The 13,755-nt window shown below is 31.9% G+C and carries 9 protein-coding genes, 1 tRNA gene and 1 pseudogene; all 11 read left to right on the top strand.

The window, feature by feature from the left end:
* The first annotated feature begins 8 nt into the window (after nucleotides 1-8).
* The 11 genes and pseudogenes from LXH21_RS13850 (at nucleotide 9) to LXH21_RS13800 (ending at nucleotide 13,671) form a co-directional block, all read left to right on the top strand.
* Nucleotides 9-383 carry a diacylglycerol kinase family protein gene (locus LXH21_RS13850; RefSeq protein WP_239867041.1) on the top strand — a complete coding sequence of 125 codons (375 nt, stop codon included), beginning with the start codon at nucleotides 9-11 and terminating at the stop codon, nucleotides 381-383.
* A gap of 18 nt (nucleotides 384-401) precedes the next feature.
* A complete protein-coding gene (locus LXH21_RS13845) occupies nucleotides 402-2,834 on the top strand; it encodes a DNA translocase FtsK (RefSeq protein WP_239867038.1) in 2,433 nt (810 codons plus the stop codon).
* A 3-nt stretch (nucleotides 2,835-2,837) separates the two neighbouring features.
* Nucleotides 2,838-3,527, top strand: coding sequence for a LolA family protein (locus tag LXH21_RS13840; RefSeq protein ID WP_317208808.1), 690 nt, complete (start codon nucleotides 2,838-2,840; stop codon nucleotides 3,525-3,527).
* A 9-nt stretch (nucleotides 3,528-3,536) separates the two neighbouring features.
* Nucleotides 3,537-4,970, top strand: a pseudogene (locus LXH21_RS13835) (LptF/LptG family permease); the annotation flags it as partial.
* A gap of 572 nt (nucleotides 4,971-5,542) precedes the next feature.
* On the top strand, nucleotides 5,543-6,676 hold the full coding sequence (ribB, locus tag LXH21_RS13830; RefSeq protein ID WP_239867035.1) for a 3,4-dihydroxy-2-butanone-4-phosphate synthase: 1,134 nt from the start codon (nucleotides 5,543-5,545) through the stop codon (nucleotides 6,674-6,676).
* Nucleotides 6,677-6,842: 166 nt separating this feature from the next.
* Nucleotides 6,843-6,927, top strand: a tRNA-Ser gene (locus LXH21_RS13825).
* A gap of 293 nt (nucleotides 6,928-7,220) precedes the next feature.
* Nucleotides 7,221-8,291 carry a DNA cytosine methyltransferase gene (locus tag LXH21_RS13820; RefSeq protein WP_239867031.1) on the top strand — a complete coding sequence of 357 codons (1,071 nt, stop codon included), beginning with the start codon at nucleotides 7,221-7,223 and terminating at the stop codon, nucleotides 8,289-8,291.
* Nucleotides 8,281-10,671: an ATP-binding protein gene (locus LXH21_RS13815; protein WP_239867028.1), complete on the top strand. Its 2,391-nt coding sequence runs from the start codon at nucleotides 8,281-8,283 to the stop codon at nucleotides 10,669-10,671. The genes LXH21_RS13820 and LXH21_RS13815 overlap by 11 nt, the downstream gene beginning before the upstream one ends.
* A gap of 14 nt (nucleotides 10,672-10,685) precedes the next feature.
* Nucleotides 10,686-11,180 carry an ATP-binding protein gene (locus LXH21_RS13810; protein ID WP_239867025.1) on the top strand — a complete coding sequence of 165 codons (495 nt, stop codon included), beginning with the start codon at nucleotides 10,686-10,688 and terminating at the stop codon, nucleotides 11,178-11,180.
* Nucleotides 11,170-12,891: a response regulator receiver domain gene (locus tag LXH21_RS13805; protein WP_239867022.1), complete on the top strand. Its 1,722-nt coding sequence runs from the start codon at nucleotides 11,170-11,172 to the stop codon at nucleotides 12,889-12,891. The genes LXH21_RS13810 and LXH21_RS13805 overlap by 11 nt, the downstream gene beginning before the upstream one ends.
* Nucleotides 12,892-12,894: 3 nt before the next feature.
* Nucleotides 12,895-13,671 carry an HNH endonuclease gene (locus LXH21_RS13800; protein ID WP_239867018.1) on the top strand — a complete coding sequence of 259 codons (777 nt, stop codon included), beginning with the start codon at nucleotides 12,895-12,897 and terminating at the stop codon, nucleotides 13,669-13,671.
* The last annotated feature ends 84 nt before the right edge of the window (nucleotides 13,672-13,755 follow it).

The raw sequence follows: 13,755 nt of genomic DNA, 5'->3' as shown, positions 1-13,755 counted from the left end.
ACATTTTGATGGAGTTTAAAAAAGATAATACTTTCTTTACAGGAAGATTAAAAAGTGTTACCTATGCTGTAAAGGGTGCTATAAAACTGATCACTACTGAACATAGTGTGATGGTTCAATTCACCACAGCCGTTATATTAACCATAGCAGGATTCTATTTTGGGATCACTGCGACCGAATGGCTTTTTCAAACATTAGCGATCGGATTGGTCCTTAGTATCGAAGGTTTGAACACTGCAGTTGAAAAAATTGCCGACTTTATCCATCCCGATTACCATGAAAGAATAGGTTTCATTAAAGACATTGCCGCTGGCTCTGTCTTTTTTGCTGCTGTTACCGCAATAATCATTGGCTTAATCATATATCTGCCCCTATTTTTATAGAAAATCGTAAAATCCCTAATGGCAAAATTAAGAAAAGAAACTTTAGACAAAAAGACGAATACAACGACTAAAGAGAATAAATCATGGAAACTAACTAGACAGCACAAATTTGTTTTGGGCTGTCTTTTTATATTATTTGCAATTGCATTGGCAGTGGCTTTTATCTCCTTTTACATCTATGGTCAAGAAGACCAAAGTGCAGTAAGTGAACTTGCCGATCGATCTGAAACTGTTCAGAACTGGTTGGGTAAATTTGGTGCTTTCTTATCCAATTTAATAGTGTATCAAGGATTTGGAATCGCTTCCTTTATTTTTGTGCGCCTGTTTTTTTTAACGGGAGCTTATTTGGTCCTTGGACTAAAGGTGAGTAAATTAAAAAATACTTGGTTTTGGGATTTGTTCGCTCTTATCATTCTATCAATACTATTTAGTTTTATTGCCACATCACTACCTGAATTAGGCGGTGTTGTAGGATTCGAATTGAACTTGTTCCTTCAAGACTACATCGGAAAAACAGGAACTTTACTAACCTTAATTTTCGGACTCGTAGTTTACCTCATTTTCAAATTAAAAATATCGCCAGAGAAGATTCAAACTTTTTTCGAAAATCAGAAAAATGATTTGAAAGCCAACTTAGCGTCGGCAGAAGCTATAAAAAATCAGGAAGCATACAACTTAGAAGAATTTGCTATAAAAGAAGAGGTTGAACCCGAAATCGTTCCAAAAGTCAAATCGACACAGTTTGAAATTAAGAAAGAAGATTTAAAACCTACTATTCAAAATTCATCTGAAATTAAATTAGAAACAAATGCTCCACCACCTTTTGAGAAAAAAGTTGCCGCAGAGCCTATTGCTTCAACAGACTCTTTTGTTATCGAATCTGCTCCAGAGGAAGATATAATTGAAGAAAATTTAGCCTCCAAATTAGTTTCTGATTTTGGACAATTTGATCCTACGTTAGATTTATCCAATTATAAATTCCCAACAATTGATTTATTAAAGGAATACTCTACTGGTGGAATTACCATTAACCAAGAGGAATTAGAAGACAACAAAAACAGAATTGTTGATACACTTCGTAATTATAAAATCGAAATTGCTCAAATTAAAGCTACTGTTGGTCCTTCTGTAACTTTATACGAAATCGTTCCTGAAGCAGGTATTCGAATTTCAAAAATTAAAAGCTTAGAAGACGATATTGCCTTATCATTATCAGCATTAGGAATTAGGATCATCGCTCCTATCCCAGGAAAAGGTACGATTGGTATCGAGGTACCAAACAAAACTCCTACGATGGTTTCTATGAAATCTGTAATTGGTTCAGCTAAGTTTCAAGAAGCAGAAATGGAATTACCTATTGCATTGGGTAAAACGATTTCTAACGAAACTTTTGTTGTCGATTTGGCCAAAATGCCCCATTTATTGATGGCAGGAGCTACAGGACAAGGTAAATCTGTTGGATTGAATGCTGTTTTGACTTCCTTACTGTACAAAAAACATCCAGCCGAAGTAAAATTTGTATTAGTCGATCCTAAAAAGGTAGAGCTTACCCTTTTTAATAAAATAGAGAGACATTATCTAGCCAAACTTCCGGATACCGAAGATGCAATTATTACAGACAATGCCAAAGTAGTAAATACGTTGAACTCTTTATGTGTAGAAATGGACAACCGCTATTCTTTACTAAAAGATGCGATGGTCCGTAATATTAAAGAGTACAACGATAAATTCAAAGCACGTAAATTAAATCCTGAAAATGGTCACCGTTTTCTGCCTTACATAATATTAGTTGTCGATGAGTTTGCCGATTTGATTATGACAGCAGGTAAAGAAGTCGAAATTCCGATTGCTCGTTTGGCGCAGCTAGCACGTGCGATTGGTATTCACTTAATTATAGCAACACAACGACCATCTGTAAATGTTATTACTGGTTTAATAAAGGCCAACTTTCCAGCTCGTATCGCCTTTAGAGTAACTTCAAAAATTGACTCTAGAACTATTTTGGATACACAAGGAGCGGATCAACTTATTGGTAGAGGAGATTTACTTTACACAAATGGTAACGATGTGGTACGTGTACAATGTGCATTTATTGATACTCCCGAGGTCGAAAAGATTACTGATTTTATTGGTTCTCAAAAAGCTTATTCAACTGCTTATTTGCTTCCTGAATTTGTAGGAGAAGAAAGTGGCATTAATCTTGATATGGATATATCCGAAAGAGATACTCTGTTCAGAGAAGCTGCCGAAGTCATTGTGACTGCCCAACAAGGCTCTGCTTCCTTGTTACAAAGAAAACTAAAATTAGGATATAATCGTGCGGGTCGTTTGATCGATCAATTGGAAGCTGCAGGTATTGTTGGCCCATTTGAAGGTAGTAAAGCGCGTATGGTGAATGTCCAAGATTTAACCTCTCTTGAACAGTTATTAAACAACGATAAAAACAGTTAAATCATGCAAACCAAGATTGAAAATCAAAAAAGTAATTCTATTAGCTCTATGACCAAGAAAATCATTCCAATATTATTTACTCTATTTATCAGTTTTACCACTCATGCACAAGATGCGAAGGCTAAAGCATTATTAGATCAAGTTACGAGTAAAGTAAAAAGTTATTCTAATATTGCGATCGATTTTAAATATACATTGAATAATTCGAAAGAAAATATCAATCAAGATAGCAAAGGAAATGTTACTATGAAAGGCGATCAATATGTGCTTAATTTCATGGGAATCACCAAAATTTTTGATGGTAAAAAGACTTATACAATTGTACCGGAAGACGAAGAGGTTGCTATTTCTAGCTATAATGAAAAAGATGATAGTGCTATCACTCCTTCAAAAATGTTGACCTTCTTTAACAGTGGATACCGCTACACAATGGATGTTTTGCAAGATGTAAGAGGTAGAAAAATTCAATATATTAAACTAGTTCCAACTAACACACGTGACCAACGTAAAGAAATTCTTTTGGGAATTGATGTAAAAACAAAACATATTTACAACCTTATTGAAATTGGTAAAAAAGGAACAAAAACGACATTAACAGTTAATTCTTTTAAAACCAACCAACCTTTATCAAAAAATCAATTTACCTTTGCACAGAGTAAATATCCAAATTACTACATAAACAAATTAGATTAAACAAAGTAAGTGAAAATACTTGACAGATACTTATTAAAAACATTTTTGGTTACGTTTACTACGGTATTTGTAATCTTATTTTTCATATTCATTCTGCAAACCATCTGGTTATTTATAGCAGAATTAGCAGGTAAAGATTTAGATTTCGCAATGGTAATTAAATTTTTACTATTCTCGATGCCTAGAATTGTACCCTTGGTACTTCCCCTGTCGATTTTATTAGCTTCGATCATGACTTTTGGTAATCTTGCCGAAAATTATGAGTTTGCAGCCATGAAATCAGCAGGGATTTCTTTGCAAAGAGCCATTGTGCCTTTGACCATCTTTATCACTGTTTTAAGTATTGTAGCCTTCTTATTTGCCAATAATGTAATTCCGTATGCAGAATACAAATTCATCAACTTTCGTAAAAACATTGCGCAAGTAAAACCTGCACTCGCCATCACCGAAGGACAATTTAGTGATGTAGGATTTTATAATATTAAGGTAAATAAAAAATCAGGAGATAATGGTAATGTATTAACTGGAGTTACCATTCATAAAAAATCGACTACTGGAGACGGAAGCAAAGTCGTTATTAAAGCCAATAACGGTAAACTAATTAGTAGTGAACAATCGAGTATTCTGCAACTCGTCCTAAACAATGGGAATTATTACGAAGATGTTGTACCAAAAAAATACCAAGACAGAGAGAAACTACCTTTCGCTAAGAGTTCGTTCAAAAAATACACCATTAATATTGACTTAGCAGAACTTAATAAAGTTGATGTCGACGAAGAAAACATTTCGAATAGCAATACCATGCTAACCGTTAATGAACTAAGTTACACTTTAGACTCATTACATAAGAACATCAATACTGAGATTATCTCTTTCTCGGACAATATTAATACGCAAACTGGTTTTACCTCATTTGGAAACAATATCGCAGTAGAAAAAGACACTGTTGTAAAATTGAAGGAGATTCCGAAGAATCTTCTAACATTGTTTACCAATGTCGAAAAAAAGATAATTTTGACAACAGCAATTAGTAACTTGGTAAGTACCGGTTATAATATTGATGCTACAAAGCTTAATTTGACCAACAAACAAAAGGCCATCAACAATCACTATTTAGCATTCTATGATAAATTTGTAATTGCTTATGCTTGCTTTTTAATGTTTTTTATAGGCGCACCTTTAGGAGCAATTATTAGAAAAGGAGGACTAGGTTTGCCTATTGTCTTCGCTGTGTTTATATTCATCTCCTTTCACTTTATAAATACATTTGGAAAAAGAATCTCGCAAGAGGATGGATTATCTCCTTTCTTCGGTGCGTGGATGTCTTCATTCGTACTAACACCACTAGCAGTACTCCTTACTTACAGAGCAACTAACGATATAGGATTGATTAATTTGGATGTTATTCTATCGCCTTTCCAAAAGTTATATGCGAAATTCGTAAAGGAATTTGAGTTTACACAAGAAATATTTCCTCTTGATTCCGTTTCAATTAATGTAGAAAACACAGAATATCAAAACTTCACAAAAAAATCTACTGATGTTTTGAAAGGAATTGTAAAAAATAGTGAACAATTTGGATATTCATTTGATCAGCGTCTTCAAGTTTTAAAGATTCTCGAAAACAGAGGTATTTCGCAGAATGATTTATTAGCTGATGACTGTTTATACAATGTAAGTTATTATAAATTAAAACATTATTTTAAATTGTACCAGAAGCAATCTATTGTAATTTTTGTATTTTATTGTATAAATATTGCTCTTACAACAGCACACGTATTTAATATATTTTTAATAATATTAATTATAGTTAGCAACCTATCATTCTATCTAATAATCTACACCACATTTTCAACATTATCTGAAATAAGTAAGCTAACTGATAAACCAAATTTCAGCAATCCTTACCTAACATTAATCCTAGGATTTCCTTTATATATCGTTTTTTATTTTCATAACAAAACTCAAATAAAAGAAGCTCTGTCTGAATTTAACAAATAACAATTATTACCAAAATGGACTCAAATAAAATAGTACTTAATACAATTGAAGAAGCAATAGAAGACATACGTCAAGGAAAAGTAATCTTAGTAGTTGACGATGAAAATAGAGAAAATGAAGGTGACTTCCTTGCTGCTGCTGAAAAGGTAACTACAGAAATGATCAACTTCATGGCTACACATGGGCGCGGATTAATTTGTGCACCACTTACAGAAAGCCGTTGTAAAGAACTTGGTCTTCATGCTATGGTTACCAACAACACTGACCCAATGGAAACCGCCTTTACAGTTTCTGTAGATTTAAAAGGTCGTGGCGTAACTACGGGCATCTCTGCTTATGATAGAGCACAAACTGTTTTAGCATTGACTGACTCTACTATCAAGCCGCATGATTTAGCGCGCCCTGGACATATCTTTCCACTAATTGCAAAAGAAGGTGGTGTATTGAGAAGAACTGGGCATACTGAAGCTGCAATTGATTTCGCAAGATTAGCCGGGTTTAAACCTGCTGGTGTCATTGTAGAAGTGATGAATGAAGATGGTAGTATGGCTCGTTTACCACAATTGATTAAGATAGCCGAAAAATTTGATATCAAAATTGTTTCTATCGAAGCTTTGGTAGCTTATAGAATGCAACACGATAGTCTTGTCGTGAAAAAAGAAGATTTTGATATCAATACTCGTTTTGGAACTTTTCGTATGAGAGCATACGAACAAATTACAAACAAGCAGATACATATCGCGCTTACCAAAGGAACTTGGAATCTTGGAGATCCTATCTTGACAAGAATTCACTCTTCGCAGGTCAATAATGACTTATTAGGCACGCTGACAAACAATGTTGACCAGCAACTGGATGACATGTTTAAGACAATAAATGATAATGGCAAGGGTGCTGTGATCTTTATTAATCAAGACATGCAATCGGTAAACGTGCTTAATCGTATCTCTGAATTGAAAGAAATTCAGGCAAACGGTGAAATGAAAGCTCCAAAAATTATCATTGACAGCAAAGATTACGGAATTGGCGCTCAAATTTTACATGATATTGACATTTCAAAGATTCGTTTGGTGTCAAATTCAGAGCAAGGCAAACGTGTTGGAATGGTTGGATATGGTCTTGAAATCACCGAATACGTGAATTATTAAGTTTTAGCGAAATATTTATAAAAATATTTTAGTTGCTAAATAAAAGGAAATGAAACAGTTATAAAAAACTTTCAAAAAGAGTTTAAATTTTTATCAAAATTGTTTTTGTAAACCGAAAAAGGTCCTTATATTTGCACTCGCAATCACACAATGATAGCGATAGACTGGAGAAATGGCAGAGCGGTCGAATGCGGCAGTCTTGAAAACTGTTGACTGTAACAGGTCCGGGGGTTCGAATCCCTCTTTCTCCGCGGAAAAAAACCCGAAACGAAAGTTTCGGGTTTTTTGTTTTTTAGCACCCCCTACTCTTCTTAGTCTTTTAAGAATTTTGAAATCCAAACAAAAACATTTTTAAACCTTTTCAAAAAAAAATGTACAATTGCAGTTAAAACTATAGCATTCGTTCTTAAAACAATGTATATTATTACAATTTAATTATATTTGCATACAATGATACTTAGATGATAAAAATATTACTCTTACAAGAACAATCTTAGATTTCGAAGTAAAGCTGAAAAAACAACAATACAATATTTATTTAACTATGAGGCAAAAGCCTAACATATTAAAAGCAGTAGATTTTTTCTGTTCTGGTGGTGGAATGAGCTCTGGCATGCAAAAAGCAGGGGTTAAAATTTTGGCTGGAATTGATTACGATATTACATGTAAAGATACATATGAAAGAAATATTAAAGGGGCTAAGTTTCTTCACGAAGATGCTTTTGATTACAAAGAAGTAGATTTGCAAAAGGAATTAAATTTGAAAAAAAATGACGATAACTTAATTTTAATTGGTTGTAGTCCTTGTCAATATTGGAGCATTATAAATACAGACAGAACCAAATCAACTCAATCAAAAAGTTTATTAGTAGAATTTAGAAGATTTGTTGAATATTTCAACCCAGGATATGTAGTGGTTGAAAATGTTCCTGGTGTGCTGCGAAGAAAAGAAGAAAGTGGCCTTGATGATTTTCAAATATGGTTAAAAGAAAAAGGTTATAAAGTACACTGCCAAGTACACAACGTAAATGACTACGGTGTACCACAAAGCAGAAGAAGGTTAACTCTAATTGCTAACAGAATTACTGATAAGGAGTTACAACCATTAAAATTTGATGGTAAAAGACTAACAGTTTACGATGTTATTGGAGAACATAATGGTTTTCCTAAAGTTCCAGCGGGTCATAAAGATTACACAGACTTTAATCATACTGTTGCAGGATTAAAACAAATAAATATTGACAGATTAAATTTAACAGATAAAGATGGCGGTTCACGAGATAGTTATGTTAATGATAAAAATTTAGCGCCTAAATGCCATCATTTGGACACAAAAAATTTCAAAGACACCTATGGTAGAATGTGGTGGCACAGACAATCTCCTACAATCACCACTAAATTTTTTAGTATGTCTAATGGTAGGTTTGCACATCCTGAGGAAAATAGGGCGATTTCAATACGTGAAGGAGCTACTCTACAGACTTTTCCAAAAGATTACGTTTTCAAAGCAACGAGCGTTGCAAATACTGCACGAATGATAGGAAATGCAGTACCTCCTAAATATGCTGAATCCATAGGAAAAGCAATAATTAACAATCATCTAAATGCAATTTAGAACTAAAGCTAGAGCGGTCGATTTATTAGGTAAAGGCCAAATTGCCGATTTACCAACAGCCATTACAGAGTTATGGAAAAATGGCTACGATGCCTATGCTGATAACTTAAAGGCTGAATTATATAAAAAAGGATATAATGGTCTTTCGAACTCTTATTTCACTATTTCTGATGACGGAAAAGGTATGTCTAGCTCAGATATTTTAGACAAGTGGTTAGTTTTAGGAACAGACTCAAAGTCAAGAGCAGAACTAGAAATTGAATCCGAAGACACATTATGGAAACGTCCTCGAATAAAAGCTGGCGAAAAAGGTATTGGTCGATTATCCGTAGCATATTTAGGGAATCCTATGCTGATGCTAACAAAGAAAATTGGTTATCCATTACAAGCTCTGTATTTTGACTGGCGTTTGTTAGAGAATTATAACTTGTTTCTTGATGATATTAATATTCCACTAAAATCAGTAGATAATCTAGATAATCTAGATTTCCTTTTCACAGTTTTGAAGAAAGAATTTTTATCCAATTTTGACAAAGAGACTGACTTGAATGATAAAGACATTTGGGAAGGAAAACAGATTATGTTAAAATCTGAAATCATAGCTGATACCAACCAAGCAATATTAGAAGCTCCAGTATTAGAAAATATTTCTAGTTTTTTTAATTCTGACGATTCCCATGGTACATTCTTTTTAACTTTTAACCCTATTAATCAAATTATAGAATTATCAGAAATTGATGATGATAATCGAGATGAAAATATGTTTGTAATAACCAGTTTGTCAGGTTTTACAAATCCGTTTAAGGAGAAAACTATAGATATTACTACAGTTGTGAATATTTATACTAAATCCGAACAATATGATTTACTAACCTCATCTGGTAATTTTTTTACGATAAAAGATTTTGATTTAGCTGATGTACTTATAAGTGGAAAATTTGATGGGAATGGAGGCTTCAAAGGTCAAATTAGAATTTACGATCAAGTAATTGATTATGAATATCTTAACCCAAGAAAGAGAAGATCAGCTTCTTTTTATGGTGAAGTCCCAATTGAATTAGGATACTCACAAGGTGAAGAAAAGTCATCCCTTCTTACAGAACAACAATTTACAAGTCTAAAAGCAAAATCTAAATTATATGGTGGCTTATATATTTATCGTGATGAATTTAGAGTTTTGCCATATGGGAGGCATAATGCAGATTTTTTAAATTTTGAGCAAAGAAGAAATTTAAGAGCTGGTACCTATTACTTTTCATACAGAAGAATGTTTGGCTATCTTGGTTTAGAGAGAAATAGAAACCCTAAACTTATAGACAAATCTAGCCGTGAAGGATTAATATCAAACACTCAATATCAAGCTTTTACAAATGACATCATTGGTTTTTTTGTGACATTAGCACAGGATTATTTCTCAACAGAAGCAAAAGAATCTTTATTTCTTAATAAAAAGAAAGAAATTAATGATCAAAATCAAGCATTAAAAGCAGATAAAGCTAGAGAAAAAAAAGATAAAACAACCTTTACAAAATCCTTGAATTCTTATCCTCAGCAATTAGAGGAATACCAGAAAAAATATGAAAATCTACTATCAGTTTTAGACGAAAAACTTAACGGCATACACGTTACTTATTCAGAAGTTGAGGGTATATTAGATGAAATTCAAAAAATGGATTTAGAATTTAAATCACTAATACCCAAAATACCCAAGCACTATAAGCCGACGGACCCGCAGAAGGAGCGGCTGCTCAATTTTGAAAATAAATTGAATAATTACATAGAAGTAATTACACCCAAAAGAGAGGATCTAAATAAGAAAGCGCAGGGCAAACTAGAGATTAGAGATTTAAAAATTGATTTCACGAAAAAATATAATGGCTATATTTCTTCATTAGAAAGGGCACTGAACGAAAATAGACAGCAGCTTGATGATAGGTTTAGCTTTTTGTCAAAAGATTACAGAGAACGAGCTAAGCGATTAATTATTTCCCTTTCTGCAAATAAAGAAAAGAGAATCAGTGAGATTATCTCAAAAGAACAAGTGAGTCTATATACTAATGAAATTGAAAAGCATTACTATAGCTTGTTTGAAGAAACAGAAAAAACACTATTTCCTTTAGTAGATCACATAAAAAGATTGACTTTTGACATTAATCAGGAAGAAGTAGAAGGTGCTTACAAAGCACAGTATGATCAAATGAAATATCAATGGGAACAAACTCGAGATACGGCTCAATTGGGTATTGCAGTAGAAATAATTGATCACGAATTTAATCAATTATACGCAAAAATCAATAATCAAATAAGCGTATTAAGTAAAATGACAATATTAATTCAATTAGAGAGTTTGGATTTCTTGAAAAAAACTTTAAGCAATTAGAAGATAAATATGCTTTGTTATCACCTCTGTATAGAATTTCTGGAGCATTAATCAAAAATGTCTCTTGTGATGTTATTTATAAATATTTATTAGAATTTTTTGAGAATCAAATAACTGATTATAATATCAAGTTTAATGTTTCAGACAATTTCAAAAATCATTTATTAACAATTAGAGAGCCTGTTATTCATACTGTTTTTATAAATATAATAAACAATGCTATTTATTGGATGCGTAATAAGGAAGAACGTATTATTAAACTTGATTATTTTGTTGATACTAAAGAGATAATAATAGCTAATTCAGGCGAAAAGATACCAGAGTACAGAAAAGATAAAATTTTTGACTTATTTTATTCACAACGTCCAAATGGTAGAGGTATCGGTTTATATTTATCAAAACAAAGTCTAAATGAGGCTGGCTTGGATATTTATGTGACAAACGAAAAAAAATATAATTCTTTGAATGGAGCTTGCTTCGTGATTAATACTATTGAAAATGACATATAGTGAAAAGACTTTAGAAATAGTAAAAGCATCGATTAAATCTGCAGTTTTTATTGATGAAAAAGCAAGAGGAATTTATGAATATGACAATTTAAATGACTCTGTACTAGAAGAACGATTGTCAATGAAAGTATATGAGAAATTTAAAGAAGATGGGATATCTTTAGCTATTCATAAGTTTAAACAATCTGATAGAACAAATGAAAATCTTCTAAAATATCTTTTAGAAGATAGAGATTTAGTATTGCTAGATTGGAAATTAGAAGGAGAACACGGTGAAGAATATTCATTAGAACTATTAGAACGTATTGTCGATTCTAATCATATTAATTTTTGTTGCATTTACACAACAGAACCAAATATTGACAATATTTTACTTAATGTTTTGTCTTATTTTTCAGGCATCAATCAAGTGATTTTTGAAACTTTAAATAGCGACTATGTTTCTGAGAATGAAGAGATAATAGATGAAATAAAAAAAACATATAATTTCATTGATTTTAACAACTCAATTAACGGCAAACATTTAGGAAAGCTACATCGCGAAGGTATAATTATTGAAGATTTAATAGAATTATGTGGAGGTAGAATTGATAAAAAAGAAGCGTTATTTTTACTAATGCTTGCATCTGAAAACTATCATAAAAGCTCTAAGGCAAATCATAAGCCTTCATTAATTTCAGTTGAAAGCAAATCTCTAATTATTAATAATACAATTATTTGTATTCTAAATAAAGAAAATGCTTTGGAGGAAACTCCAATTGAAATTATTAAAAACTTATCTGATAAAATCGAGAATTCAAAAAATAGTTTTACACAGTTATTAGGTATTGAAATGCAGAATATATTCAATTCCGAAGGCTCATTCATAGATGAAAATCTTTTAAAAATTTCGAAAGAGGCTTTATTTGCACATAGAAAACATATTCAAAGTACAAATGATGGTAACGATATTCCTTTCAAAACTTTAATAAAACAAGTTTTACTAGAACATGCATATTTAAAGTTACGAACAGCAAAATTATCATTATTAGATGAAGACTTTTTAGCAACTGCGAATGATTTATCTTCTATTTTAGAGGACAATCAAGTAGCATTAATTAATACTTTTTATAATTCAGTTAGTATAAAAGGCTTAAATGAAAATAGTCAGCCAAATTTAAATTTCGGAGATATTTTTAAAGATAAAAACGGTGACTATTATTTATGTATAACAGCTCTGTGTGATTGTCTTAGACCAGACAAAATTAAAAATAATTATTATTTTGTAAAGGGAGAAAGATTATCTGTTGTTATTGCAAATACACTAGGTGACTCTGCCTTTATTAGTTATGTTAGTGAACATGAAGCAATAAGTTGGATTGGATTGGAGCCTGAAAAAGTTATAATAATCGACGATGTAGATAAAAGCGAGCAAGAAATTTTATTAGAGAAACTAGTAATAGAGAATAAGATACTTAGTAAATACAAATATCTTCCTGTTTATGTAAAACCACATTCTTTTAATGTAAAAGATCCAAAAATCACTAATTCAATGATTGAAATAAGACGAATTGAATCAATCAAGGTTGAGGAAGTTATAAAAGATAATGGAGATATTGCGTTTAGTGAAATTACATATATTACAACTTTAAGGCCCAACTATGTCCAAAGAATTGCTAACCATGCATTTGCGCACCCTGTTAGAGTTGGTGTAGATTTTGTAAAGAAATAATTCATGGCAACTCGTAACCTCTGGACAAAAGAAGAACTTATTCTTGCTTTTAATTTGTACTTAAAAATTCCTTTTGGGAAAATGCATAGTACAAATAAAGACATTATTCATCTTGCTAGTTTAATTGGTCGTACTCCTAGTTCTATTGCTTTGCGTTTAGTAAACTTTGCTAGCGTAGATCCTGCACTTCAAGCAAGAGGAATTAAAGGCATGAATGGTGGGACTAAAGTTGTACAACCTATTTGGGACGAGTATTTCCACAATCAAGAGGAGTTAATTTTTCAGAGTGAAATCATATTAGCACAAAAAGAAAATATCTCGATTGAGGAAAAGTACAACGATCTCTTTTTAGGATTAAAAGATGTAAAAGGAGAAACAAAAATACGAGAAGTCAAAGCTAGAGTCAATCAATCGGTATTTAGACAAATGATTTTAGCTAATTATAGTACAAAATGTGCTATAACAGGGATTGATATCCCAGAGTTATTATTAGCAAGTCATATAGTACCCTGGTCAGTAAATGAAAATGAAAGGCTAAATCCTGAGAATGGAATTTGTCTTTCGGCTCTTTATGATAAAGCGTTTGATAAAGGATTATTTGGTATCAATAAAAATTATCATGTCGTTTTATCAACTGGTTTAAAAAAGAAAACTAAATCTAGTTTTTATCAAACTCATTTTGGCGCAATTGAAAACTTAAAAATTACAGAGCCAATTAAGTATTTACCTAGACTAGAGTTTTTAGAATTTCATATGGATACTATTTTCGATAAAAGATAATATCTCAAGCTAATCATTCACTTGACTACATTCACAACAGTATAGCTCATAGACGTTTTGATTCCCAAATCAAGTAATATGAGT

Source organism: Flavobacterium algicola, assembly GCF_022399565.1.
GTDB classification, from domain to species: Bacteria; Bacteroidota; Bacteroidia; order Flavobacteriales; family Flavobacteriaceae; genus Flavobacterium; species Flavobacterium algicola.
Note: the sequence above shows the minus strand (reverse complement) of the source record. Positions and strands in the feature narration are given on the sequence as shown.

Coding starts and splice junctions, on each gene's coding strand:
- LXH21_RS13850 (WP_239867041.1), top strand. CDS start 9: ATGGAGTTTAAAAAAGATAATACTTTCTTTACAGGAAGATTAAAAAGT.
- LXH21_RS13845 (WP_239867038.1), top strand. CDS start 402: ATGGCAAAATTAAGAAAAGAAACTTTAGACAAAAAGACGAATACAACG.
- LXH21_RS13840 (WP_317208808.1), top strand. CDS start 2,838: ATGCAAACCAAGATTGAAAATCAAAAAAGTAATTCTATTAGCTCTATG.
- ribB (WP_239867035.1), top strand. CDS start 5,543: ATGGACTCAAATAAAATAGTACTTAATACAATTGAAGAAGCAATAGAA.
- LXH21_RS13820 (WP_239867031.1), top strand. CDS start 7,221: ATGAGGCAAAAGCCTAACATATTAAAAGCAGTAGATTTTTTCTGTTCT.
- LXH21_RS13815 (WP_239867028.1), top strand. CDS start 8,281: ATGCAATTTAGAACTAAAGCTAGAGCGGTCGATTTATTAGGTAAAGGC.
- LXH21_RS13805 (WP_239867022.1), top strand. CDS start 11,170: ATGACATATAGTGAAAAGACTTTAGAAATAGTAAAAGCATCGATTAAA.
- LXH21_RS13800 (WP_239867018.1), top strand. CDS start 12,895: ATGGCAACTCGTAACCTCTGGACAAAAGAAGAACTTATTCTTGCTTTT.